Origin of the sequence: Arthrobacter sp. NPDC093125 (assembly GCF_044754225.1) — a bacterium.
Taxonomy (GTDB): Bacteria; Actinomycetota; Actinomycetes; order Actinomycetales; family Micrococcaceae; genus Arthrobacter.
This window is the reverse complement of sequence record NZ_JBIVOQ010000007.1, coordinates 18,765-43,769: the sequence shown is the minus strand read 5'-3', so window position 1 is coordinate 43,769 and position 25,005 is coordinate 18,765. Positions and strand designations below refer to the sequence as shown.

Sequence of the window (25,005 nt, the reverse complement as noted above, 5' to 3'; positions counted from 1 at the left end):
TCTACTTGAAGAGGAAGAACAGTGTGACCCCGCTAACAGGCTCACTGCTAAATACTCAACGAGGAGGTAGGCACATGAGCGCCACCGAAAAATTCAGCATCGCAGCAATCCCCGCAGACGGTGTGGGCAAGGAAGTTGTCTCCGCTGGCCGCCGCGTCCTGGACGCCCTGGCAGCGAACTCCAATGGCAAGTTCGCCTTTGACTGGACCGAGTTCCCCTGGGGCTGCGGCTACTACGCAGAAACCGGCAAGATGATGGCCGACGATGGCCTGGAGACGCTGAAGAACTTCGATGCGATCTACTTCGGCGCCGTCGGCTGGGAGAACGTCCCGGACCACATCAGCCTCTGGGGCCTGCGCCTGAACATCACCCAGAACTTCGACCAGTGGGCCAACATCCGCCCCGTCAAGTTCCTCCCCGGTGTCCAGTCCCCGCTGCGCAAGGCAGACAACACCGAGCTCGACTGGGTCGTTGTCCGTGAAAACAGCGAAGGCGAATACGCCGGCCTCGGCGGCCGGAACCTGAGCGGCCGCGGCCCCGGCAACGAGGTAGCCCTGCAGACTGCACTGTTTACCGAGAAGGGCTGTGAGCGCATCATGCGCTTCGCCTTCGACCTCGCCCGGACCCGCACCGTGAAAAAGGTTTCCTCCGTCACCAAGTCCAACGCCCAGCAATACGGCATGGTCCTCTGGGACGAAGTCTTCAACCGCGTGGCCCTGGACTACCCGGACGTGCAGACCGAAAGCGTCCTCGTGGACGCAATGAGCGCCAAGTTCATCCTCAAGCCCGAGGACCTGTCAGTCGTCGTGGCCTCCAACCTCAATGCCGACATCCTCTCGGACCTGGGCTCAGCGGTTGCCGGCAGCCTGGGCCTGGCCGCCAGCGCCAACCTGAACCCGGAGCGCCGCTTCCCGTCCATGTTCGAACCGGTCCACGGTTCCGCCCCGGACATCGCCGGGCAGGGCATCAGCAACCCGATCGGCGCCATCGCCTCCGCTGCACTGATGCTGGACCACTTCGGCCTGCACGAGGAAGCACGCAAGGTTGAAGCTGCCATCGAAGCTGCCACCGGTTCCGGCCACCTGACCCGCGACGTCGGCGGGAACGCCAACACCGACGATGTCACCGAGGCGATCATCAAGGCCCTGACCAGCACCCTGGCCGCCGTCTAGCCAGAACGCGCGACCGGCCAGGGACGATCCCGGCGGTCAGATAACCCGGAGTGGACGGCGGCAGAACACCGCCGCCGTCCACTCCGTCATGCCCACCTTCATCAAGAACTTCCAGCTACATTCCACAACGAGGTAGGAATCATGGATCACAGCACCTCCGCCGGCAGCGCGGCTACAGCACAAAACGCGGCCCGCAAAACACCTTTGTACCGCCAACTGTATTTCTGGGTACTGACCGCCATCGTCATCGGCATACTCGTCGGCTGGCTCGCCCCAAGTGTCGGCATCGCCATGGAACCCATCGGAACCACATTCGTGGACGCGATGAAGATGCTCATCGGCCCCATCGTGTTCCTGACCATCGTGGGCGGCATCGCCAGCGTCGCGGACCTCAAGAAAGTCGGCATGACCGGCCTGAAGGCCCTGACCTACTTCCAGGTCGGCACCATCCTGGCCATGATCTTCGGCCTGGTGGCCATCAACATCTTCCGGCTGGGCGACGGCGTCAACGCCGACGCAGGCAGCATCGAGACTTCCGAATCCGCCGCGAAGCTGATCGACGCCGGGGCAAACCAGGAATGGTGGCAGTTCCTCACCCACATCATCCCGGAAAGCATGGTCTCCCCCTTCGTTGAGGGCAACATCCTCCAGATCATCTTCATCGCCGTCATCTTCGGCATCGCCCTGAACGCCATGGGCAAGGTCGGCGCCCCCGTCCTGGACGGCGTGCAGCGCCTCACCGGGGTCATGTTCAAGATCCTGAGCTTCATCATGAAGGCCGCCCCCATCGGTGCCTTCGGCGCCATGGCATACGCCGTCGGCAAGTTCGGTGTCTCCTCCCTGACCAGCATGGGCGGGCTCATCGCCCTGTTCTACATCACCTCAATCCTCTTCGTGGTGATCGTGCTCGGCTCCATCATGCTCTTCCTGAAGCTGAACATCTTCACGATGATCCGCCACCTCAAAGAGGAGTACATGCTCATCCTGGGCACCTCCACCGCCGAACCCGCCCTCCCGGGCCTGATGCGCAAGCTCGAGCACGCCGGCGTCAAGAAAGAGACCGTGGGCCTGGTCGTCCCCACCGGCTACAGCTTCAACCTCGACGGCGCCGCCATCTACCTGTCCCTGGCCGCCCTCTACATCGCCCAGGCCACCAACACCGACCTGACCATCGGCGAGCAGCTGGGCCTGCTCGCCGTGATGCTCCTGACCTCCAAGGGCGCAGCAGGCGTCGCCGGCGGCGGCTTCATCGCCCTCACCGCCACCCTGACCACCCTCGGCACCATCCCTGCCGCCGGCATCATGCTCATCTTCGGCATCGACAAGTTCATGTCCGAATGCCGCGCCCTGGTCAACTTCACCGGTAACGCCGTTGCTACCCTCTTCATCGCCTGGTGGGACCGCACCCTGGACGCAGACCGCGCCCGGCGCGTCTTCGCCGGCGAAGCCGTGGAGCCCATGCCGTCCGAGGACCCGATCCACCTGGACGAAGTCATTGACATCGATGACGACTTGACCGAGTACGGACACCATGGGCCCAAGGAAACCACTGCCAAGCACGCAGAACCGGTCCCGGATCTCGTATCGACAACTGACCGACGCCCCGCCTACTCGGAAACCGTCTGACATGAGCACAACTACCGCCCCCAGAACCGTGCGGACCCTTATCGCCCCCGACAAGTTCAAGGGCAGCCTAACGGCCAGCGAAGTAGCGCAGGCCCTGGCAACAGGGCTTCGCACCGCCGCTGACGTCCCAGGCACGGTCGGAGCGGTTCAGTGCGAACTGCTTCCCCTGGCGGACGGAGGTGACGGCAGCGTCGACGCCGCCGTCGCCTCCGGCTTCACCCGCCACAGCTACACCGTTGCCGGCCCCACGGGCCAACCCGTACAGGCCAGCATCGCGTTCGACGGCACCACAGCCGTCGTCGAGGTGGCCAACACCTGCGGACTCGGACTGCTGCCGGAAGGCAAACCGGAGGCACTGAACTCCTCCAGCCGCGGATTCGGTGAAGCGGTCCTGTTCGCGCTCAGCCTTAACCCTGCAAGAATCGTGCTGGCACTGGGCGGCAGTGCCAGCACCGACGGCGGCATGGGAATGCTCACCGCCCTGGGCTACAGCTTCCACGACTCCGCAGGACGCCAGCTCTACGGCAGCGGAGCAGCGTTGGGACAGGTCCATTCCGTTCACCGCACTGCGCTCCCGGAACTGCAAGACACCGAACTCGTCGTCGCAAGCGACGTCCACAACCCCCTCCGCGGCCCCAACGGCGCACCGGCGGTCTTCGCCCCACAAAAGGGTGCCACAGCCGAGGAAATCGCATTCCTCGACGACAGTTTGGGGCACTTCGTGAACCAAATGGCAGAAGCCGGATTCGCCGACGCGGAGTCCCTTGCAGCACATGAAGGCGCCGGAAGCGCCGGCGGCATCGGCTACGCCTGCCTGCTGCTCGGCGCCAAACAGGTATCCGGAGCCGACTACTTCCTGGACCTGCTGGACTTCAACACCCGCAAGGACAGCTGCGATGTGGTGATCACCGGAGAAGGCAGCATCGACGAGCAGACCCTGGCGGGGAAGCTGCCCGCCGCCGTGGCGCGACGATCAGGCACCCGTCCCATCATCGCCGTCGCCGGCCGCTCCCTCCTTCCCAAGGAGCGATGGTCAGAAATGACGCTGACCCGGGTCTATACCCTGACCGAATACACAGACCAGGACTCCTCCAAAGACCCCGAACTTTCCGCCACGCTGCTCCGCCAGATCGGCAAGGACATCGGAACAAGCCTCCTGTAGACAGTGGAAACCAGCTGCAGGAACAGATTCGCCCGCCCGGGGGTAGCCCGGGCGGGCGATTGGGATCGGAAGAGCAACCATGCCGTCCCCGGCGCGCATCGCAGTCTCGCGGCCTCCCCGGCTCGAGTACCCGGCCCACCAAGGGTCCACCACTACCAGTCGTCAATCCAAGATAATTCAAGGACAGTCATATGAGACGTGCCAAGATCGTGGCTACCTTCGGGCCCGCAATCGCGAGTTACGAAAACACCCTCGCGGTGCTGGGAGCCGGCGTTGACGTCGCCCGCATGAACATGAGCCACGGCGACTACACCGTGCACGACAACACCTACGAGAACGTCCGGAAGGCCGCCGCCGAGCTGAGCAAGCCGGTGGCCATCATGGCTGACCTGCAGGGACCCAAGATCCGCCTGGGCAGGTTCGTTGACGGCCCGCACGCCCTCGCTGTTGGTGACACCTTCACCATCACTACGAAGGACGTTCCCGGCACCAAGGACATCTGCTCCACCACGCTGAAGAGCCTCACCGAGGACGTCAACGTCGGCGACGCCCTACTGATCGACGACGGCAAGGTGGCCCTGCGTGCCACTGCTGTCGACGACGTCAAGGTGGTCGCAGAGGTGACCGTGGGCGGCATGGTATCCAACAACAAGGGCATCAACCTGCCCGGCGTTGCTGTCAACGTCCCTGCACTGAGCGAAAAGGACGAGGACGATCTCCGCTGGGCCATGCGCCGCGGTGTTGACCTGGTGGCCCTGTCTTTCGTGCGCGATGCGTCCGACATTGTCCGCGTGCACGAGATCATGGACGAGGAAGGCCGCCGCGTGCCGGTCATCGCCAAGATCGAAAAGCCGCAGGCCGTCGAGCAGCTCCCCGAGATCATCGACGCGTTCGACGCCATCATGGTGGCCCGTGGCGACCTCGGCGTGGAACTCCCGCTGGAGGAAGTGCCGATCGTCCAGAAGCGCGCGATCGAACTGGCCCGCCGCTGGGCCAAGCCGGTCATCGTGGCCACCCAGGTGCTGGAATCCATGATCGACAACCCGCGCCCCACCCGCGCTGAGGCGTCCGACTGTGCCAACGCGGTGCTGGACGGTGCCGACGCTGTGATGCTTTCGGGCGAGACCAGCGTCGGCAAGTACCCGATCGAGACCGTCAAGGTCATGGCCCGGATCATCGAGTCCACGGAAGTTCACGGGCTCGAGCGCGTTCCGCCGCTGGGCACCAAGCCCAAGACCCGCGGCGGCGCGATCACCCGTGCCGCCGTCGAAATCGCCGACCAGCTGGAAGCAAAGTACATCTGTGCTTTCACCCAGTCCGGCGACTCCGCACGCCGCCTCTCGCGCCTTCGTCCCATTAAGCCGGTCTTCGCGTTCACCCCAGTGGAGCAGGTCTGGAACCAGCTGGCGCTGACCTGGGGCATCCAGCCGGTGCTGGTCCAGATGGTGGACCACACCGACGAGATGACCGCCCAAGTTGACCGCAGCCTCCTGGAGATGGAACTCGTCAAAGACGGCGACCTGGTGGTCATCGCTGCCGGGTCCCCTCCCGGAAAGGCCGGTTCCACCAACTCGCTGAAGGTGCACAAGGTAGGCGACCTCGCCGACTCCACCCGCGTTGGCAAAGCCACCAGTAACAAAGAAAAGCTCGGCCCCTGGCCGGAAAAGAAGAAAAAGCCCTAATACGTGGTGGGCTGGCCCAATTCATCCCGGGGCCCGTGGTGGGCAGAAAACGAACACGGCCATTCGTACCCGGACAAACTCGGAAAGTAGAAAGAACATGGTGCGCCAGCTGGGAGTTCGTCGTGTCAGTTAGGGCACACCCCACTCTGACATCGACCAGTCCAGTATCTTGACCTGCTCCAATAAAGGCCATAGAACTCAATCTGACAGGTTGAAGGTTTGGAGGCTCAGGTGGCTGGACAGCGGATCGGGTACGTGCGCGTAAGCACGCTGGATCAGAACGAGAAACGCCAGCTCGAAGGCCAGGTTCTGGACCGGGTCTTCACGGACAAAGCCTCGGGCAGGGACACGGCCAGACCGGAGCTTACGGAGCTGCTGCGGTTCGCCCGTAACGGGGACACCGTCGTCGTGCACAGCATGGACCGGCTCGCCCGCAACCTCGATGACCTGCGTGCTCTCGTCCAGGGCCTCACACGCAAAGGGGTGCGGGTGGAGTTCGTCAAAGAGAGTCTGGTCTTCACCGGCGAGGACTCCCCCATGGCCAACCTCATGCTCTCGGTGATGGGTGCCTTCGCCGAGTTCGAACGCTCCCTGATCCGGGAGCGGCAGCGGGAAGGTATTGCCTTGGCCAAGCAGCGCGGCGCCTACCGCGGGCGGAAAAAGAGCCTCACACCGGAACGGGCGGCCGAGCTGGTCCAGCGGGCAGCGAAGGGAATTCCCAAATCCGTCCTCGCCAGCGACTACGGCATCAGCCGGGAAACGGTGTACCAATACCTACGTCAGGCGAGGCTCCCGGAGCCTTCACTTTAAGCCGCCTTAGTCGGTGTCCGTGTCCGCTCGAGGGCTGCTACGGGATGCCGCTCGTTGGGAAGGGCTTGTTGCTCGGCTACAGGACGGTTGTCGTAGGTGCAGGCTCGCCTCAGCCCTACCCACCCGCAAATGTGCCACAGGCCGTGGCACATAGTTGTATGACTCCACAAGCGCGCAGACCCTCTGAGCTGTTGGGTTCATCGCGCAGCCCAACGGACCCATCTGCGTGCCCGATGGACAGGTAAAGACGCCAAAAAGTGGTTCCTGCCTTACCGGATACAGAACGCCTGGCCCCTTTACGGCGCCTGAAAAGACATCCAACGTCGCCGACGCTGAACGGCTCTTTCGCAGAGCAGGTCCAGCCTTGCCCCAGCATCCGCTCTTCTGCCTGAGTTGACGAAAGATCGTTATCGGCATCAAGAACTTGGCACGAAAGGCACTGCAATACAGGTTTCTGTTGCACATACGGCGGGCGGTCAAGCTGAGACGGAAAAAAGGCCAACTTGGCCTCGTGAAGTGGGACAGTACGGGCTTAGAATTAGAGCCCTTCGTCCCGTCAAGGATTGCGAACGCTGGGGTCGTGGTCATAGGGCGCGTATCTTAACGTGCCATTGTTCTATTCACGCGTGCCCAATAACCGCTCATCTTCGGAGAAGACCATGAGAAACCCTAGCAAATCAAAATGTTCGGCCATCTTATGCTTCATTGCCTCGATGGCCCTGCTAGCTCTTTCGACGTCCCCGGCCGCTGCCGATCCGCCGACCCAGTTCAGGACCCCTGAGCAGTGCAACTATGTCCCGGCCCCTACCGACCTGCTGTTCTGTTTCAGCCAGAGCGGGCAGATCATCAGAAACAGTTCCGAGGGCGGCAACACCCTATTCCTGGCTCATTTCATTACCAGGAGTACCGTTTATGAAGGGCCAACCAAGGAGGGTGTTCTATTTTCCCAAAGGACAACTACTCAACATCAAAGTTCCCTAGTCAAAGATGGTGAACTGGCAGTCTTCCACTTCCGGGAAGTCATCAAGAGTAGTAGTTCGGCAACGGCGTGCACCTTTACAACGCACTCCGTCGTGGTGGATGGCGAGGTCCGGCACCTTGTTATCCAAGACGTAAAATGTCGCTGAAGGCGCACGCAAACCTAAAGTTATACTTGGGTTCTGCCACGATGAGTCCAACAAATTATGTAAGCTCCCGTCCCAGTAAAATAGGGGCAGCGGGACATCAATGCAAAATCGACTAAGAGGCCCATACGCCAGAATCCGACTGACTGAAAGCAAAAGCCAGGAAATATATCCTAGGCAAAACTAGGAAGCCTGCCAGGAAAGTACTGACAGGCTTCCTAGGAGTTCGAAACAGCCCAAAGCGAGAAAAACGGTTGGGATCAAGCGAGCGACAGTCGGTGCGGTGCCCAAGAATCGACGTCCAAGTTCGGCAGGCAGTGTGGGAGAAGGTGTCCTTGAGGAAAAACCTCTCAGGGACGGCCTTTGAAGAAGAGTACCGGGGTTGGGGGACCGCCTCGAACCGGCCCGGCGGAAAGGGGCGGAAGTCAGGCTGCAAAGGGCATCCGACGGGAACCGTGCACCAGTACCTCCCCCAGACCAGGCTTCCTTGAAGCCCTTGCCGGTAGTCCTGTCATTCTGGCAAAAGCACACAAAGCCAGGTTGACGGAATCTCCATTATCGGCGTCCGGGAATGGGACCAAAACAGCCGCGAGAACAGGTGCGGCTACAGTTCAGCCGGGGCATGCGGATAGCTTCCTGGGCGTGGGAAACATCCCACAGCAAGCATACGCACCGCCAGACCGGCAGTTTAGAGCGGGTATCGTCCCAGGCAGCTACCGCCGGCACCTTTCGCAGAGTCTCCTTGCCGGGGGTACGGGGAGCCGGCCCCGTGGACCCCCTGGCCGCGGATCGCCGGCCGACACTCCCGGGCGTTCTGACCTGACTTGGCTCACGGGTCGTGGTCTTGAGATAGTGCAGCGCTCTGACCTGCGGTGATGTCGACGGATTCGTGCTTTTTCACGCACTAATGGGTTTTGTTCTAGTGTCTCCGTTGTGGCGTTCATCAGGAGGGTGCGGACGGCCTCGGGGGCGACGGCAGTGCAGATCGCCGAGTATGTGCGCGGCCGGCAGCGGATCGTGGAGCACGTCGGCTCCGCGCATACGGAGGCCGAACTCGGCATGCTGCTCCAGCGCGCCCGTGAGCTGCTGGACAATCCTGCCCAGGGCGTCCTCGAGCTCGGCATCGAACCCACGCCTCCGGTGAAGGGCCTGATTGTGCCCGCCGAGACGGGCCTCTTCGAGACAGCCGGCGCCGTGACGCCGACTGGCCGTGACAGTCCCGGACGCGTGGTTGGCACAGACTCGCGGATCCTGTTCGATGCGCTGGCCAGCGTGTTCACGGCGTTGGGGTTCGATGGTTTGGGTGACGAGGTGTTCCGCGCCCTGGTGATCGCCCGGGTCGTGGAACCGACATCGCTGCTGGACGCCGGTAGAGTGCTACGCGATCTTGGTCAATCCGCGGCCAGCTACGCGACAATGAAACGCACCTTGAGCCGGGCCTCTGCAGGTAATTACCGCGACCGGATCGCAACCTGGTGCTTCCAGCACGCCAGCACGAGCGGGGACTTTTCCCTGGTGCTCTACGACGTCACCACGCTCTATTTTGAGGCCGAGAAGGAAGACGAGCTGCGAAAGGTCGGGTACTCCAAGGAACGGCGCGTTGATCCACAGATCGTCGTCGGTCTACTGGTGGACCGCGGCGGGTTCCCGTTGGAGATCGGCTGCTTCGAGGGCAACAAGGCCGAGACCTCGACCATGATCCCGATCATCAAGCAGTTCCAGGCCCGGCACGACCTGAGCGATATGGTCGTCGTGGCTGACGCCGGCATGCTCTCAGCAGGGAACCTGCGTGAGCTTGATGATGCGCACCTGCGGTTCATCATCGGCTCCCGGATGACCAAGGCTCCGGCCGACCTGGCCTCGCACTTCCGTTGGCACGGCAACGCGTTCACGGACGGGCAGCTGATCGACACGATCACACCTAGAACCGGGCATAAGAACGAGAACAACACCGATGTGCGCGCTGAACCGGTCTGGGACCCCACAACGAATCCCGGCTCACGGCGGGCGGTGTGGGCCTACTCACGGAAGAGAGCGGTCCGCGACGCCACCACCCTTACAGCCCAGGAGAACCGGGCGCGCGAGGTCATCGAGGGGCAGAAGGCGGCCCGGGTCCCGCGCTTCGTCAAGACCACCGGCGGCAAACGCAGCCTCGACGAGTCGTCACTGACACGTGCCCGGCAACTGGCAGGCCTCAAGGGCTACGTCACGAATATCCCGGCGACGGTCATGGCGGCAGGGGAAGTCATCGGCTCCTACCACGACCTTTGGCACGTCGAGCAGTCCTTCCGGATGAGCAAGACAGACTTGCGGGCCAGGCCCATGTTCCACCGCACCCGCGACGCGATCGAGGCGCACCTGACGATCGTGTTCACCGCGCTTGCCCTCTCCAGAACCGTGCAGAACAGGACCGGGCTCGCGGTGGCCAACGTCATCAAGCAACTCCGGCCCCTGCGCTCAGCGACGATCGCCATCAACGGCACCACACAGACGTTCGCCCCCGACATCTCCATCGGACAGCAAGCCATCCTCGACGCCATCCACAGCCCAAAAGTCACGCACAAAGCAAATGAGCCAAGTCAGGGGGGTACGGGGAGCCGGCCTCGTGGACCCCCTGGCCGCGGATCGCCGGCCGACACTCCCGGGCGTTCTGACACGCCGCTGGTTTCCGGTGGACAACCACGAGTTGGTTGTCCACCGTCCCAGTCTGGGCGCAGCGGTCGTGTGGACATGCTGTGTTCAGCCGCTGCCGATCGCATTTTGCTGCTGCTCGAGGTGTCGGCACCTGCCCTTACGATGGTCAGCCCAGCCGAAGGAACAGGTGGTCTCAGGTGAACGAACATCGCAGTGGCAAGGCGACCCGTGTGCAGGTCGCGGGATTGTGGATCGGGCCCTGCAGCCTCGCCCCGGCGCTGCTCCGCACCGTGTTCGACGTGCTCGAGGTGATGGGACGGTGAGCGGCCAGCCGGAACTCGAGTGGGGCTGAGAATCTTAGGGAGGTTGGGGCGACACCGCTTCAATCCAATCGACGGCTTGGTCCGAAAAATAGAACCCCGAGGGCCCACTACTGCCCACCCACCATCCACCGGTAGTTGCTGAACCGCCAGCTTCCGCAATCTCGGCGAGGACCTCGGCAGGCACCGCGTCGCCGTTATGCTCAATGAGCCATTCCCGCGTAGATGGCTTCAGCTTCGGCCACCATTTTTCGATACTCATGGCCGCAGTCTTCCACCTCATCCCTCAGCCCTCCAGCCACAAGCGGTGATCTGTTCTCCGCCGACCGCGGATTACGTCAAGCTGCATTCAGAAGGGCCAGAAACGAGACCGGCGGCGGGCTGGGGTGTCCACAGGGATGGGGGCAAACCAATGGGTCCTCCGCCGTCGGCCTGTTCTTAGGGTACGCCCGGAAAGTCTTCAGGAGTCGCCTTGTGCTGGTACCGGTTTGCATGGCGGCTTCCTTCAGAGCTTTATGATCGGGTCCCGCAGCTCACTATGCGTTTAGGACCGGATAAAGCACAAGCACTAGAATCCACAAGTCCGTTCCCGGGATGAACGCACAGGGGTGGTTCAGTTTCAGCCCCGCCTCCGTCCCGTCAGGAGAAGGTTCAGCGTGCTTGAGCGGTCCGGACGGGAGGACGGGAAGTTCGCGCGGGTCCTTGGGCGCGCCGGTAGATGAAGTACTCGGCCACCATAAGGCTGATGACCCATGATGCCCCTATCAGCAGTGCCCTGGTCAGTTCATCAACTGGCCCGATCAGCAGGATCCAGGGGATAGTGACGACAACTATGGTTCCCTGGGCGATGCCGATGGCGTACGCCCGGGACATCCATTCACTGTGCCGGACGTAGTTCCGGCGCCGTACGGCCATGAATCCCAGGACAAGGAACGTCACCATGGCGGAGCCGAAGACCAGTCGAAGGACGAGAAGGAGCGGCCCGTCCAGGGGCGGGAGGTCGTAGAAGACCGCCATCCATAGGCCCGATAGGGCGGCGAGCAGGCCGATGGGGACGAGAGTACGACCGGCGATTTTGTGCCAGCTGAGCCTGCCGCGTTTGCCTCGGCGCAGCGATGGAACGAACTGGAAGGCCCCGAGCACGAGGTAGACGGTGACGGCGGGTATGTGAATCAGTACGGGGATGGGCGAGTCGAAGAACCGGGCGTTATCCGGTGTTAGCTGACCTCCCGATAGTTCGGTAAGGCGCGACGCGCCGGCGATGATCGGGACGAGGCTGAGGAGGATCAGGGAGGCGGGTACGAGCCATCGGGTACGGGGTGGCCTGGGGCGGGAGCGGGGAATGGTTTCGGCTGTCATGGTGTCGCTCTCTCGCGGGTGCGCTCACGCACCCGCCGGGTTGAGTCGGTCCAGGACCCCCAGAGTCCCTTGCGGTTGTGCTGGAAACAGGCGTGGCCGTCGCGGCCGCGGTGGCATTAAGCAGGCGTGGGTGATGCCACAGGGTTCGTGGGGGGATCGAGCGAGCCTTGGTCGAGCCGGAACGGAGGGTACTTGTCACTCATCAAGGCCACATATGAGACCGTTCGCACGGTCCAACGGTTGATGCCCATCAACAGGTCGAAGATCCCAAGGCGATAGACACCGGTGAAGAGCAGGATGACTGCGGCGATGCATACCAGCAGGCTGAGCAAAGAGATGCCCGCCGTTGAGGAGGATGCCGCGCTGCCGGTGAGGGCGGCCACGATGAGCAGTTGTGGCAAGGCGAACAGCCAGGACTTGAACAGTACCTTCCAGTGCGAGAGCTTCACCGGGTAGGCAACGTCCAGTTCCGCCGGGTAATCGCTGCGGGCAAGGGTAAAGGGCGGATAGCGGTCCGTGCCAAGGACGCCGTAGGCGTAAAAGGCCACGCGCCAGTTCCAGCGCAGGACTCCGACGGTGAACTGGAAGAGCGAGGCCGGGTAGCGGCCGGTGAACAGGATCGCAAACCCCGCTGCCACTGTCACGACCAGGAACGCGACCCACAGCAGGGCCAGGATGATGTAGTGGGGAATGACGAGGACCCATTTGACCAGCCAGAGCCACCGCGACAATCCGGGATCAAGGTGCCCGGTAAGTTGGGCCGGCTCGTTTCCGGCCCGGTCGGCTTCCTGTGAGGCCCCGGGGGCGATCCCTCGTCCCACGCCTGCAGCTCCCACGAGGATTAGGACCAGGGATGCACCGAGCACGAGCAGTGCGGTAGTAAAACCGCCCGGTCCCAAGGGAAGGGAACGGTAGGCCGAGAGCACAACCGTCGTGGCGAGTCCCAGCAGGACCCCCACCACGAGGACGGCCATGGGCACTGCGGGCATCCTGGCTACTGGTGAATCGGGCCCCCGGGAAGAGCTGCCGGGCATTGACGTGGACATGGCGATCTTCTTTCATGGGGCCGAGGGCCAGCGCGCCGGGGGCTGACAACCGGAGTACCGTGTCAGCAGCACGTTTCGTACGGCGTACGCCCACCGTACCGTACAAAGTACGGGTTGGCGATAGCTGCAGGTCCTACAACCCGGAAAACGGTAAGACTCTCTCCGGCCTTCGCGTGACGGGCCGGGAGCTTCCGCTAACGGACCGGGCGAGCTGGTGCCGTGCTAGGCCCCGTCGTCTAGCGGGTGAATCGACCGGGCGAGTCCGTCGAGGATGACGTTCAGTCCGAAGTCGAACTCGTTCCCGAAGTCGTACCCGGGTTTGAGGACGTGTTCGGTGGCAATCTCAACCAATCTCGGGTATTGCCCGTCGGAGAAGAGCTTGACGATCGATGTTGTCACTTCGGCCGTGGCGTCGGGGCCGTGGAAGGGAAGGGCCGCTTCCTGGAGGGCGGCTCCGTAGATGTAGCTATCCAGCAGCGCATAGGCGTGGGCTGTCATCTGCACCGAGAACCCGGCGGCGCGCAGGGTGGCAAGGGTCGCCTCGTGATGGCGCAGGGTCGCAGCTCCAGGGGATGTCCGGGTCTCCAGCAGCCCTACGGCCCAGGGGTGGCGCTTGAGTGCACGCCGCACTGCGTGCGCCCGGCGGTGCATTTGGTCCCGCCAGTCGCCCGCCGGGGATGGCGGCTCGATTTCGTCGAAGACCATGTCCACGATGCCGTCCAGGATCTCATCCTTGTTGGCCACGTAGTGGTAGAGCGACATCGGCTTCGTGCCCATGCTGGTCGCCAGGGAACGGATGGTCAAAGACGCGATTCCCGACTCGTCGGCGAGATCGAGGGCGCATCTGAGTACCCTTTCCCGGCTGAGCGGAATGCGCTGCGGGGGCAGGTGTTGAGTGCTGACGGACATCGTGGCTCCCAGCCGTATCGGTTTAGTACTATGTACGCTACCATGATCGTACGGCGTACGAAATGGCGCTCCAAATCCAACACACTTCAAGGAGAGCGGCCATGACCTCACACGGTCAGAGCGTCACAGAAAGTCCGTCGGGACGCGCAGCGTCGGCAGGGGAAACGCCGATGCGGGCCATCGTGCAGGAGGCCTACGGGTCCGCCGATGTCCTGCATTTGGCGTCTATTGCCCGGCCTGCAATCGGCGAGAAGGAAGTTCTGGTCCGGGTGCACGCGGCGGGACTGGACCGGGGCACTTGGCATGTGACCACCGGGCTGCCGTACGCGTTGCGGATGGTCTACGGCCTCCGCGCCCCCAAGAACCCCGTCCCCGGATTGGATTTGGCTGGCACTGTCGCGGCAGTTGGGGCAGCAGTGACCAGGTTTTCCGTCGGGGACGAGGTTTACGGTTTCGGAAAAGGCCCCTTCGCTGACTACGCGGCCGCACATGAAGACAAGATAGCCCGCAAACCGGCCAACCTCACTTTCGAACAGGCCTCGGTCGTTCCGGTTTCGGCCAGCACCGCCCTGCAGGCACTCCGCGCCGCCGGTCCGGTAACGCCGGGGCAGAAGGTACTGGTCCTTGGCGCCTCCGGGGGTGTCGGCAGCTATGCCGTGCAGCTGGCCAAGGCCGCCGGGGCCGAGGTCACCGGTGTGTGCAGCACGACCAAACAGGACCTGGTGCACTCCTTGGGCGCCGACCACGTCATCGACTACACCCGCCAGGACTTCGCCGACGGCACCGAGCGCTACGACCTGATCCTGGACATCGCAGGAAACCCCACCCTCACCCGGCTCCGCAACGCCCTCACCCCTACGGGAACGGCGGTCATCACCGGCGGGGAGGAGGGCGGTTCCTGGACCGGAAGCATGGACCGGCAGCTCCGCGCCCTGGCCCTGTCTCCGTTCATCGGCCAGCGGCTGACCATGGTCATGGGCAAGGAAAACGCACCGGACCTCGAGCACCTCCGCGGACTTATCGAAGCCGGCACGCTCACACCCGTCATCGACCGGACCTACACCCTGGAGCAGGTCCCGGACGCCATGCGCTACTTCGACTCCGGTAAAGCCCGCGGAAAAATCGCCATCACCATCCACACCCCACAAAGCTAAGAGAGAAACCCGCCATGTCAGTTCCAGCGCCGCACAGTTCCCTGGCCGCCACTGGCAACCGATCCACCAAATCCCTGCGCACCCCGAGCACCAGAATCCGGTTCGCCACCGGCGGGCTTTTTGCCTTCAGTGCCCTGGCGTTCGCGGCAGCGGCCACCGCGCTGTCAGTGATGTTTGACTGGCCGGACGTGCTGCGGGAGCCGGCTGAGGTGGTGCTGCCCGCCTTTACCGCCGGCGGCCCTGCCCTTGTGTGGGCCTGGTTCGCGGCGGCCTGGACCTACGGGCTCCTCGCCATCCCTATTCTGCTTCTGCCGGCCGCACTGGGCCTGCAGGGGAACCCCGCTATGAACGTTGCCACCTATGCCGGAGCTGCCTCGGTGCTCCTGTCACTCATCGGGTTCCTGCGCTGGGTGTTTGTCGTGCCGGCACTGGCAAGCACCTACGCGACAGGGGACGGGCAGACGCGGGCTGCGGTGGCCGCTGCCTGGACGGCACAGCACCAGTTCGGCGGGGCGCTGCTGGGCGAGCATCTGGGCCAACTGCTGGTGATCGGATGGTCCGCCGCTGTCAGCATCGTGATCCTTCGCAGCGGAATTCTTCCCCGATGGATAGGCGCCGCTGGCCTCATCACCAGCAGCATTTATCTGCTCAATCAGGGCGACATCCTCGCCACTGCCGTCCCCGGATTTCCCGTCTGGGACCTCGCCGGCCTTCTCGGCAGTACCGGCTGGGGCCTCTGGATTGCCGTCCTCGGCATCAGCATCCTGCTCAAGCGATCAGCGGCTGCAAGTCCCGCTCCCACCACGCACTTCCATTCGGACCATCACGGCATTGCCTAAGGAACTGACACCATGACCAACAGCGGCTGGCGTCCTCCGTATCGGTTGGTATGTCTATCGGGACTGTAGAGCATCCAGTGCCACTGCCATCGCGGCCGCGACCCGGCCGTCGAGTCGTGCGCCCGGGAGGGTGATGAGGTATCGGTCCCGCAGTGACCGTCCCCGTTCTGATGTCATGAGCACCTGTCCGCTCGAGTCGACGAAGTCGAAGTGGAAACGGAAGGGCGAAGGGATGGCGTCTCCCAGGGGTGTCGCTTCCCATATGCGCCGGCCGATGGCGATGCCGAGGCTGCGTTCACTCCCGGTGACTTTGAGTCCGGACGATTCGAGGTGCCAGGTTGATCGCAGCAGGGACTTGCCAAAGTCTTTTCGGAAGTTGCCGATCGGTTGTCCATTGGCGTCCAGCACGTCGTACGTCGCGCCGAGGTCGAGGCGTTGCCGGGCCTTGAAGGAGAAAAGGGGTATGGTCCTTGACTCGTCCTGGTAGAAGGTCACCTGCTCCTTGAAAGCGGCTCGCTTCTGCTGAGCGACGGCGAGCAGGTCCCCGGGTTGCCAGTCTTCGGTCGCGGAACGTATTTCGTATCGATTCACCATCAGTGTGAGCTTCTGTGTCACGGTGAAACGGTCGATGCCCTGTGTAAGTTCTGCGGCCATGTGCGTCCTCGTGGTTAAGGCGGTCTCGAAATGTTTGAGGTTCGCCTGTTGCTATGTTGTCTGCCTGCCTTGACTAGCTCTGCCGTCCACAAAAAAGCGGACGAGCTCATCCGCAGCCTATACGAGCCCACTATGAGATTCCTGGGCCACTCCAGCTCAAGCTCAAATAAGGTCTCCTGCAGTACTGGTACGGGTGCATTCGTGCAGGTGAGCACGCTGGACCAGAACGAGCGACGCCAGCTCGATGGTCCGGTTCCGGACCGGGTCTTCACGGACAAGGCCCCGGGCAGCGACACGTTCCGACCGAAGTTGGCTGAGTTGCTGCGGTTCGCCCGTGACGGGGACAGCGTGGTGGTGCACAGCAGGGACCGGCTCGCCCGCAACCTGGATGACCTGCGTTCACTGGTCCAGATTCTGACCAGTAAGGGCGTGCGCGTGGAGTTCATCAAGGAGCAGCTGGTCTTCACTGGGGAGGACTTCCCCATGGCCAACCTCATGCTCTAGGTGCTGGGTGCGTTCGCGGAGTTCAAGGGTTCCCTGATCCGGGAGCGGCAGCGGAAAGGCATGGCCCTGGCCCAGCAGCGCGGTCCCTACCGCGGACGGAAGAAGACCCTCACGCCCGAAACGGGTGACCGAGCTGGTGCACCGCCGGCCAGTGGAACCCCCAAATCCGTCCTCACCAGCGACTACGGCATCAGCAGTTAAACGGTGTACCAATACCTCCGTCAGGCCAAGCTGACGTGAATCCCTCCCCTACTGACGCAGCCGTTATGCCGTGGCTGGAACCGCGCCAGCTTTACGGAAGGCTCATTATCGGCGTTTCAGAATGACGAGGGGAGTGGCGCAGCAGGCCTCGGAAGTCTTCCTCAGGACTGATCGGGGCCTAGCAGCCTGTCGCCGAGGTCCTGCATCTCGTCAATGATGATACCGAAGCCGGCCTGCTATTGGCCATGGCCAAGGCGACGTCCCCGACGGGCTCTGCAGGTCGATGTCGAGATTCCAGAGTGGGCGCGGCCGGCCGCTGTGCCAAGCGTTGCCGCAACTCCGGTGAACCCATGGTGACGCCGAAGGACGCGATACTGCCTACGACGTCCTTCACAGAGGTTCACGCCGACCTTGCCCTCTTGGAAGACCCTGAACTTGGGCTTCCTTTCCCACCCATGGAGGGTCGCCGTACTTATCAGGCGGTAACAGCCTTGCGCCACGTCATTGATGAAGCAAGGTTAAGCACGTTTGTCAGTTTGACCTTACATGACACGCCGGTGCCGACTAGTATTGCTGCGAGGCAAGTCACATCTGCCGTGAAAACCTGACAAAGGAGTCCCTGATGGCCACTGCCCATGCACCAAGCGGAACGTCTAGACCGACCCCGCTCCCACCCTTGACAGAGGGCCCGCATCGCAAGCGACTTGGCCTTGTCGCACTGACTGCAACGTTCGGTGGACTGCTGTTCGGTTATGACACGGGCGTTATCAACGGCGCGCTCCGACCGATGACCGCTGAACTCGGGCTTAACCCGCTCACCGAGGGAATTGTCACCAGCTCCTTACTCTTCGGCGCCGCGGCAGGCGCTGTCGGAGGCGGCCGTCTTTCGGACACGTGGGGCCGCCGAAAGACGATCATCCTGCTGGCTGTCCTGTTCCTCGTTGGCACCCTCGCCTGCGTGATCGCGCCGAACTTCGAGGTTATGGTTGCAGGTCGCGTCATCCTCGGCCTCGCCGTCGGCGGGGCATCATCGGTGGTCCCGGTGTACCTGGCCGAGCTTGCCCCCTATGAGATCCGCGGTTCACTCGCAGGCCGCAACGAGCTCATGATCGTCATCGGCCAGCTCGCAGCGTTCGTCGTCAACGCCATTATCGGCAACGTTTGGGGCGGACATCCCGGAGTCTGGCGCATCATGCTCGCTGTCGCCGCGCTGCCCGCCATTGCCTTGTTCTTTGGCATGCTCCGGATGCCAGAGTCCCCGCGCTGGCTGATCTCCAAACGCCGGCTCCATGAAGCTTTTGATGTCCTCGCCACAATCCGTTCAGCCGACCGCGCTGCCGCTGAAATGGCCGAGGTCAAGCACCTCGCCGACGAGGAAGAACAGATGAACCTGTCCGGCTGGAGCGCGCTTAAGAACAAGTGGATCCTGCGCATCCTCCTCGTCGGGATCGGCCTTGGTGTCGCACAGCAACTCACCGGCATCAATTCGATCATGTATTACGGCCAGTCTGTGCTCATAGAGGCAGGTTTCGACTCGGGCGCCGCGCTCATCGCCAACATCGCACCCGGCGTCATCGCAGTCATCGGTGGAATCATCGGACTCTCCCTGATGCAGCGCATCAACCGCCGCACGACCCTCATTACCGGCTTCATTCTGACCACAGTCTGCCACTTCCTCATCGGTATCGCTTCGATTGCCCTGCCGGTCGGTGACCCCTCCCGGCCATTCGTGATCCTCTTCCTCGTGGTTGCCTTCGTCGGTTCGATGCAGACGTTCCTCAACATCGCAGTATGGGTGATGCTCTCGGAGATCTTCCCTCTGCATATCCGCGGCTTCGCGATCGGCGTATCCATCTTCTGCCTGTGGATCGCCAACGCCCTCCTCGGCTTGTTCTTCCCGTCCCTTGTGGCGGCGGTCGGCATCACCGGGACCTTCTTCCTGTTCGGCATCGTCGGAATCCTGGCGCTGATCTTCATCTACACGCAAGTCCCAGAAACCCGGGGTCGGACCCTCGAGGCGCTGGAGGAAGACGTCACAACCGGCGCCATCTACATCGTCCACAGGAAATAGGCAACGATGAGGCGATTGCTCGCCCTGAGATTGATGCAGTGGTAATTGCATCGCCTAAACGCTTCCACGCAGATCACATCATCCGGGCAGTGGATGGATGGCGATAAAGCGGGCGTTGTCGAAAGGCCAGTCGCTCTCTCGATCTGAACAGGGCATATTGATGCACCAGCCGGTCGGGGATTGCCTCGACCGGCTGGTGGTTGCCTTCAGATTCGCTCTTCCTTAACGGTAGCCCCAGGCCGCATCATCCCGGCGACCTCGGAGGTGGTAAAAGCTCACTATCAACAGCCGTGACCCTGCACCACCGCCCCTCGAGCGCGATCCCTTATCGCCGGCCATACCAGGAACATATAGGACTTTCACGTGGCCCGGGTCCCCTTTGGAGACTCGTCTCCGATGCGAGCTTCAACCCAGAAAAGGAACCCAAATCCTGCCGCAGGTGACGCATCAGGGGGCCATCGTCAGCCTTACGACGACGAGGTCGCTGGTGACAATCCTGAACTCCCGCCATCCTTCCAGGGGCCCCACGATCAGCGCCCAGAGGTGTTGGGCCGCTCGGGACACAATGGGTCACCATTGCCGGCGTGGGTGGGTCCTTCCAGAGCCAAGCTTGGGACCTACACTCGAGCCATATTTGCCTCGGACGAAGCACTCGGCTTTGCTCTCTTCGCTGACCAATCCGCCCTGCCCGGCGAATTTCTCATGCGGACCCCTCCAGCTCTTCGCGACTCATACTGGAAGCAGCCATCTCAGCCCGGACCGGCAAGGCCTACTTACCTCTACAGGAAAGATCCGTCGGCAGCATCATGGGCACCGAAACGGGCTCTGCTATCGCCGCTGAAGTCGCCCGAAGCCGATGCTATTCCTGGACGATGCTACTCCTGCATATTCCAGTCGGCGCCGAGATTACAGGTAGCTCCTAGTCCCACCACAAGCAACAGAGGAAGCAATCCTGGGCCGGCGCGCTCGGCCTACATCGTTCATGCAATCCATCGGCGCGGATTGACACGAGTATGTTGTAGGACGGCTGGATCCCCGCGCATGGCCATTCCAGTCCCTGGCACCGGATGAATGATGCATTTGCCAAGGTTCGAGAGTTCCTGCAGGGGCTGCGGTCTCAATGCCTAGCGTCGAAGACAGCAGGATTGAACTCTCCGTTGTACAACACTCGGCCCGGTTGCTTGCTTGACAAAGCACGCCTGCCCCTCCACACTAAGTCTGGAGCGCTCCAGTCCTGCAAGTCGTGTGAACTTCACTGTGGAGGGGTCAGTAGCCGCGGGCGTAGTCCTTTTTCTGGCTGCCGGAAGAAGCTGCCGCGTTGGTTTTACGCCAAATCATCAACCACTGCCATATGGCACTCCAGCTACAGGAATCCAAGACGCCCATGACGCATCTGAACCTCGACATAGACCGAAACTCGCCCGTGCCCCTTCACCACCAGGTGGCGCAAAGTTTCGAGGAGGCCATAATCGAGGGTCGTCTTGCCCCAGGGCACCGCGTGGAAAGCGAAATGGTCCTATCCACGCGTCTTCGACTCTCCCGCCCCACCGTGAGACAAGCCATGGACTCTCTGGTCCGGCGCGGTTTGCTCGTCCGGAAGCGCGGGATTGGAACTCAGGTGGTGGACGGACCGCTGAGGCGTCCCGTCAAGCTAACAAGCCTTCACGAGGATCTCCGGGCAGTTGGCTTGGACCCAACGACGGTGGTCACCTCTTTCGCTTGGGAGGTTCCCAAGGCGGAGATAGCTGAAGGCCTTGGGTCGGCCGCAGACTTAAAAGTTTGTCATTTCACCAGAATCCGCGCTGTTGACGGGAAACCGCTGGCGCTGATGGAAAACTGGGTTTCCAGCACAATAAAGGGCTTGTCCGCCGAAGCACTCGAAACGGACAGCCTTTATGACGTTCTGCAGCGTGCCGGCGTAAACCTGCGCGTTGCGAGCCAGAGCATCGGTGCCGCAACGGCCGACAGCGCTCAGGCGGCACTGCTGAACATCCGGCCCGGCGCCGCCCTCGTGACCATGAGACGAACGGCCTCCGATGACACTGGCCGAGTTATCGAAATAGGCCGGCACGTTTATCGAGCCGACTCTTACACCTTCGACATGACGCTGGTCGGGGCATGAGAAAGAAGTGAAGGCACGGGTGGCGGGGAAGGCACGCACCCCGGCCGGTTGGCTACCCCGGGTCTGGCGGCGAGGCGTTGCGCGTATTTATGAACGTGCGGAAACTACGCCGGAGCCGCTGTTGATGCCCTGACTACGAGTTCCGGGCCTACGAGGACAGTTCGGGGCGGCGCCGCGGGCTCCTTCAAGCGGCCGAGAAGCGCCCTCGCGGCTTCTATACCAACGTGACCGCTTCGATCATCAATAGTCGTTAGCCGCAACAGATTGGCGGACGCAAGCGGCGAATTGTCGTAACCAATTAGCGACAGATCCTCGGGGATGCGTTTACCCCTGTCGCGGGCAGCGCCTGCAGCGCCAAACGCCATAGTGTCATTTGCCGCGAAGATCGCTGTGATTGAGGGGTTCTCATCCAGCAGTTTTAAGGCCGCCTGGTAGCCGTCAGATTCTGTGGTCAGCCCTTGGCCCTGGGCGATATGCGCAGTTAGCCCGCGTTCATGCATCACGACTTCGAAGCCTTGGGCGCGCAGGCGCGCAGCACCTCCCCCGCCGGTAACATGGCCGATTTCCCGGTGGCCCAACTCGAGTAAATGCTCAGTGGCGAGTCGGGCGCCTGCCAAGTCATCATTAGCGACAATGTCGGCACCAGGAACGATGACATCCCGATTCCCGGCAACCACCACGGGAACGTCTATGCCGCCGAGCATGCTCTCGGACGGCTCGGTGGCAATGACGATGCCATCCACGCGCAGGGACATAAAGCCGTCCACTGGAGTCCTGTCAATGTGGGCATTGAATGAAGGGTCTGCCACCGCAACTCGGTAACCATGGGGTGCAAGTTCATCGTGCATTCCCCCCAGCAGTCCCACGAACCAAAGATTCCGGTAGTCATCCAGCACTACGCCGATCGTCTTGGACGTGTTGCCGGCTAAGGCAGAAGCAGCACGGCTGGGGCGGTAATTCAACCGCTCCATCGCGTCCTCGACAGCTGCCCTGCGGGCAGGCGAGACGCCTGGTGATCCCCGTAGGACCAGCGAGACGAGGGACTTGGATACCCCTGCCGCCGTGGCCACGTCGTAAATGTTTGGGCGTCTGGCGTTGGTCTCCTGCGTCACTCTGCCATTGTTACTCATTCGTCCCCCTTTAAAGAGATTGACAGGACAAAGCTGTGGGCTTATCGTGTTTGTGGAGCGCTCCATTTCACATTACCCCAATTTCAGCTGCTGTGTGCGCGCAGCCTCGGCTGAGTTTCGAAGGAGAAATCAATGCCCAAGGATATTGGCGTTGCCGTAATCGGTGCGGGCATGGCCGGCAAGGCCCATGCTGCCGCCTACCGCACCGCTTCCGCCCTGTACAACCCCGTCCTTCCGCCGGTCCGGCTGGTCTCCATCGGTGACGTGAATGCCGAGTTCGGCTCACTGGCTGCGAGGCGCTTTGGCTACCAACGGAATGACACCTCGTGGCAGGCGATCGCCGAGGCTGATGACATCGACGTCGTAAGCGTCGTGATCGCGAACTCCCTCCACCGTGAAGTCGTGGAGGGCCTGCTGGCCGCCGGGAAGCACGTACTGTGCGAGAAGCCGCTGAGCGACTCCATTGAAGACGCCCGCGCCATGGCTGACGCGGCACGGAATGCCTCCTCGATTGCCCGCATCGGCTTCACGTTCCGCCGCACCCCTGGCATCGCCTACATCGAGGACCTCATCCGCAACGGCGTTTTGGGCAACGTGCTGCACTTCAGCGGCCGATACTGGACGGACTACGGCTTCAGCCCCTCCGCTCCCATGAGTTGGCGCTACAAGGGCGGCCCCGGCTCCGGTGCCTTGGCCGACGTCGGAAGTCACCTGGCCTACGTTTCCGAGTTCCTCTGCGGCGACATCAAGTCCATCAGCGGCGGCCGTCTCAGCACCGCGATCGGCAAGCGTCCCCTGCCGCTGGGTGCCGTCATTGGCCACGACCATGCCGCTGTCAGTGACACCTTCGAAGCCGTGGAGAACGACGACTACGCCGCATTCTCCGCCGAGTTCGCAAACGGCGCCGGCAGCTTTGAAGTCTCCCGCGTTGCAGCCGGACACGCCAACAGCCTCAACTTCGAGGTCTTCTGCGAGAACGGCGCCGCAAAGTTCGATCAGCGCCGCCCCTCCGAAATCCAGCTGTTCCTCAATGACGGCTCCGGCACCGAGAACGGCTACCGCCAGGTCATCCTTGGCCCGGGCCACCCGTATATTGCCGGCGGCCTGGCCATGGACGCTCCTGAAGTTGGCTTCGGCCAGAACGACGCCTTTGGCTACCAGGCGCGCGCCTTCCTCGAAGAGGTCGCCGGCCTTAGCGAAGCTGAGTCTCTGCCCCGCTGCGCCAGCTTCGAGGAGGGCGTCCGCAATATGGAACTGCTCGGCGCCGTCACCGAATCCGCGCTGAACAACGGAAAGACAATCACGCTATGAAACTCGGCGTCTACAACGCAATCCTGCACGACCGCCCGCTTCCCGAGGCCCTGAAAGTCATCGCGGACCTCGGACTGACCGGCATCGAAATCAACACCGGCGGCTTCCTGCCGGCGGTGCACGTGCCCAACATGGACCAGATCCTGGAAAGCGACGCCGCCCGTGACGACTACCTCGCCATTTTTGAAGGCACCGGGGTCTCGATCGCAGGCTTGAACTGCAACGGCAACCCCCTTCACCCCAACCGCACCATCGGCGACAAACACGCCGAGGACATCCGCCGCTCCATCCGCCTGGCCAACCGCCTCGGACAGAACCGCGTGGTCACCATGTCAGGACTTCCCGGCGGAGAACCGGGAGCAACGGTACCGAACTGGATCGTCAACGCTTGGAATTCGGCAGCCCTGGACGTCCTGGACTACCAATGGGGCATCGCTGCGGACTTCTGGAAGGAAACCGACCGGCTGGCCCGGGACCTGAACGTCAAGGTCGCCCTGGAACTGCACCCGCAAAATCTCGTGTTCAATCCGGCGGACGTGTACAAGCTCGTCGAACTCACCGGAGCAACCCACGTCGGCGTCGAACTCGACGCATCCCACCTGTTCTGGCAGCAAATGGACCCCGTCGCAGTCGTCCGCGAGCTGGGCCCCCTGGTCTTCCATGCCGCCGCCAAGGACGTACGCGTCAACAAGGAAACAGCCGCCATATACGGGGTCCTGGACAACCGCTTCCGCAGGCTTTCCCCGGAAGAGAACCGCACCAACCTCGGCGGCGACGAGTGGGCCAACGAATGGCCAAAACCCGCCGCGTGGGACTTCGTCGCGCTCGGCAAAGGCCACGACGTGGCCTATTGGACCGAATTCCTCCGCGCGCTTCACGAAGTGGACCCCAACATGCTCGTCAACATCGAACACGAAGACGTCGAGCTTGGCCGCATCGAAGGACTTGAGGTCGCCGCCAAAGTCCTGAAAGAAGCAGACGCAGCACTGACCGTCTCGGCGTAAGAGGTTGTGGGGCCGCCTTCCTGGCGGCCCCACACCCGCCTCCACCGCATGACCAACCAGCGAATGCTGGATCTCCTGTGGCTCCCAGAGTAACGGCCGTCCCGAAGCAAAGAAGTAAAGCCGCGGCCGGAGGTACTCCCTCAAATGTTGACGCGAACCATCCGACGCACC

18 protein-coding genes and 2 pseudogenes are annotated in these 25,005 nt (G+C 62.6%); 14 read left to right on the top strand and 6 right to left on the bottom strand.

Annotated features, from left to right (window positions below; genetic code table 11):
• The first annotated feature begins 74 nt into the window (after positions 1-74).
• The 7 genes and pseudogenes from ACIP9X_RS14290 (at position 75) to ACIP9X_RS14260 (ending at position 10,533) form a co-directional block, all read left to right on the top strand.
• Complete coding sequence (locus tag ACIP9X_RS14290) at positions 75-1,172, top strand: tartrate dehydrogenase (protein ID WP_400480411.1); 1,098 nt, start codon at positions 75-77, stop codon at positions 1,170-1,172.
• Positions 1,173-1,313: 141 nt separating this feature from the next.
• Positions 1,314-2,798, top strand: coding sequence for a C4-dicarboxylate transporter DctA (gene dctA / locus ACIP9X_RS14285; protein ID WP_400480410.1), 1,485 nt, complete (start codon positions 1,314-1,316; stop codon positions 2,796-2,798).
• 1 nt (position 2,799) lies between these two features.
• Positions 2,800-3,960, top strand: a complete 1,161-nt coding sequence (locus ACIP9X_RS14280; protein ID WP_400480409.1) for a glycerate kinase — start codon at positions 2,800-2,802, stop codon at positions 3,958-3,960.
• Between the two features lie 191 nt (positions 3,961-4,151).
• Positions 4,152-5,642 (top strand): pyruvate kinase, encoded by a 1,491-nt coding sequence (gene pyk / locus ACIP9X_RS14275; protein WP_400480408.1) that lies wholly within the window; start codon positions 4,152-4,154, stop codon positions 5,640-5,642.
• 231 nt (positions 5,643-5,873) lie between these two features.
• Positions 5,874-6,452 carry a recombinase family protein gene (locus ACIP9X_RS14270; RefSeq protein ID WP_400480407.1) on the top strand — a complete coding sequence of 193 codons (579 nt, stop codon included), beginning with the start codon at positions 5,874-5,876 and terminating at the stop codon, positions 6,450-6,452.
• Between the two features lie 2,057 nt (positions 6,453-8,509).
• Positions 8,510-10,108 (top strand): annotated as a pseudogene (locus ACIP9X_RS14265) (IS1634 family transposase); the annotation flags it as partial.
• Positions 10,109-10,407: 299 nt separating this feature from the next.
• The gene (locus tag ACIP9X_RS14260) at positions 10,408-10,533 is read left to right on the top strand and encodes a hypothetical protein (RefSeq protein WP_400480406.1); all 126 of its coding nucleotides are present in this window, start codon (positions 10,408-10,410) and stop codon (positions 10,531-10,533) included.
• Positions 10,534-10,567: 34 nt separating this feature from the next.
• Here the strand turns inward: ACIP9X_RS14260 and ACIP9X_RS14255 are convergent, their stop codons facing one another.
• The 4 genes from ACIP9X_RS14255 to ACIP9X_RS14240 form a co-directional block, all read right to left on the bottom strand.
• Positions 10,568-10,792, bottom strand: coding sequence for a hypothetical protein (locus tag ACIP9X_RS14255; protein ID WP_400480405.1), 225 nt, complete (start codon positions 10,790-10,792; stop codon positions 10,568-10,570).
• A gap of 389 nt (positions 10,793-11,181) precedes the next feature.
• Entirely contained in the window at positions 11,182-11,889 is a 708-nt protein-coding gene (locus tag ACIP9X_RS14250; RefSeq protein ID WP_400480404.1) for a DUF2306 domain-containing protein, read from the bottom strand.
• A gap of 116 nt (positions 11,890-12,005) precedes the next feature.
• The gene (locus tag ACIP9X_RS14245) at positions 12,006-12,863 is read right to left on the bottom strand and encodes a DUF4389 domain-containing protein (protein ID WP_400480532.1); all 858 of its coding nucleotides are present in this window, start codon (positions 12,861-12,863) and stop codon (positions 12,006-12,008) included.
• A 294-nt stretch (positions 12,864-13,157) separates the two neighbouring features.
• Positions 13,158-13,844: a TetR/AcrR family transcriptional regulator gene (locus ACIP9X_RS14240; RefSeq protein WP_400480403.1), complete on the bottom strand. Its 687-nt coding sequence runs from the start codon at positions 13,842-13,844 to the stop codon at positions 13,158-13,160.
• 101 nt (positions 13,845-13,945) lie between these two features.
• Between ACIP9X_RS14240 and ACIP9X_RS14235 the strand changes: the two genes are divergently transcribed.
• Positions 13,946-14,998, top strand: a complete 1,053-nt coding sequence (locus ACIP9X_RS14235; RefSeq protein WP_400480402.1) for an NAD(P)-dependent alcohol dehydrogenase — start codon at positions 13,946-13,948, stop codon at positions 14,996-14,998.
• Between the two features lie 14 nt (positions 14,999-15,012).
• Positions 15,013-15,837 (top strand): DUF4386 domain-containing protein, encoded by an 825-nt coding sequence (locus tag ACIP9X_RS14230; RefSeq protein WP_400480401.1) that lies wholly within the window; start codon positions 15,013-15,015, stop codon positions 15,835-15,837.
• A 54-nt stretch (positions 15,838-15,891) separates the two neighbouring features.
• Here ACIP9X_RS14230 and ACIP9X_RS14225 read toward each other — a convergent pair whose 3' ends face one another.
• Positions 15,892-16,491 (bottom strand): hypothetical protein, encoded by a 600-nt coding sequence (locus tag ACIP9X_RS14225; RefSeq protein ID WP_400480400.1) that lies wholly within the window; start codon positions 16,489-16,491, stop codon positions 15,892-15,894.
• Positions 16,492-16,632: 141 nt separating this feature from the next.
• On the opposite strand from ACIP9X_RS14225, the pseudogene ACIP9X_RS14220 reads away from it, so the two are divergent.
• The 3 genes and pseudogenes from ACIP9X_RS14220 to ACIP9X_RS14210 all read left to right on the top strand — a co-directional run bounded on the left by ACIP9X_RS14220 (position 16,633) and on the right by ACIP9X_RS14210 (position 21,389).
• Positions 16,633-17,196 (top strand): annotated as a pseudogene (locus ACIP9X_RS14220) (recombinase family protein).
• A 622-nt stretch (positions 17,197-17,818) separates the two neighbouring features.
• Positions 17,819-19,267 carry a sugar porter family MFS transporter gene (locus ACIP9X_RS14215; protein WP_400480399.1) on the top strand — a complete coding sequence of 483 codons (1,449 nt, stop codon included), beginning with the start codon at positions 17,819-17,821 and terminating at the stop codon, positions 19,265-19,267.
• Between the two features lie 1,351 nt (positions 19,268-20,618).
• Positions 20,619-21,389 (top strand): GntR family transcriptional regulator, encoded by a 771-nt coding sequence (locus ACIP9X_RS14210; RefSeq protein ID WP_400480398.1) that lies wholly within the window; start codon positions 20,619-20,621, stop codon positions 21,387-21,389.
• Positions 21,390-21,493: 104 nt separating this feature from the next.
• Here the strand turns inward: ACIP9X_RS14210 and ACIP9X_RS14205 are convergent, their stop codons facing one another.
• Entirely contained in the window at positions 21,494-22,501 is a 1,008-nt protein-coding gene (locus ACIP9X_RS14205; protein WP_400480397.1) for a LacI family DNA-binding transcriptional regulator, read from the bottom strand.
• Between the two features lie 150 nt (positions 22,502-22,651).
• On the opposite strand from ACIP9X_RS14205, the gene ACIP9X_RS14200 reads away from it, so the two are divergent.
• On the top strand, positions 22,652-23,830 hold the full coding sequence (locus tag ACIP9X_RS14200) for a Gfo/Idh/MocA family protein (protein WP_400480396.1): 1,179 nt from the start codon (positions 22,652-22,654) through the stop codon (positions 23,828-23,830).
• A complete protein-coding gene (locus ACIP9X_RS14195; RefSeq protein ID WP_400480395.1) occupies positions 23,827-24,834 on the top strand; it encodes a sugar phosphate isomerase/epimerase family protein in 1,008 nt (335 codons plus the stop codon). The genes ACIP9X_RS14200 and ACIP9X_RS14195 overlap by 4 nt, the downstream gene beginning before the upstream one ends.
• Positions 24,835-25,005 lie beyond the last annotated feature (171 nt).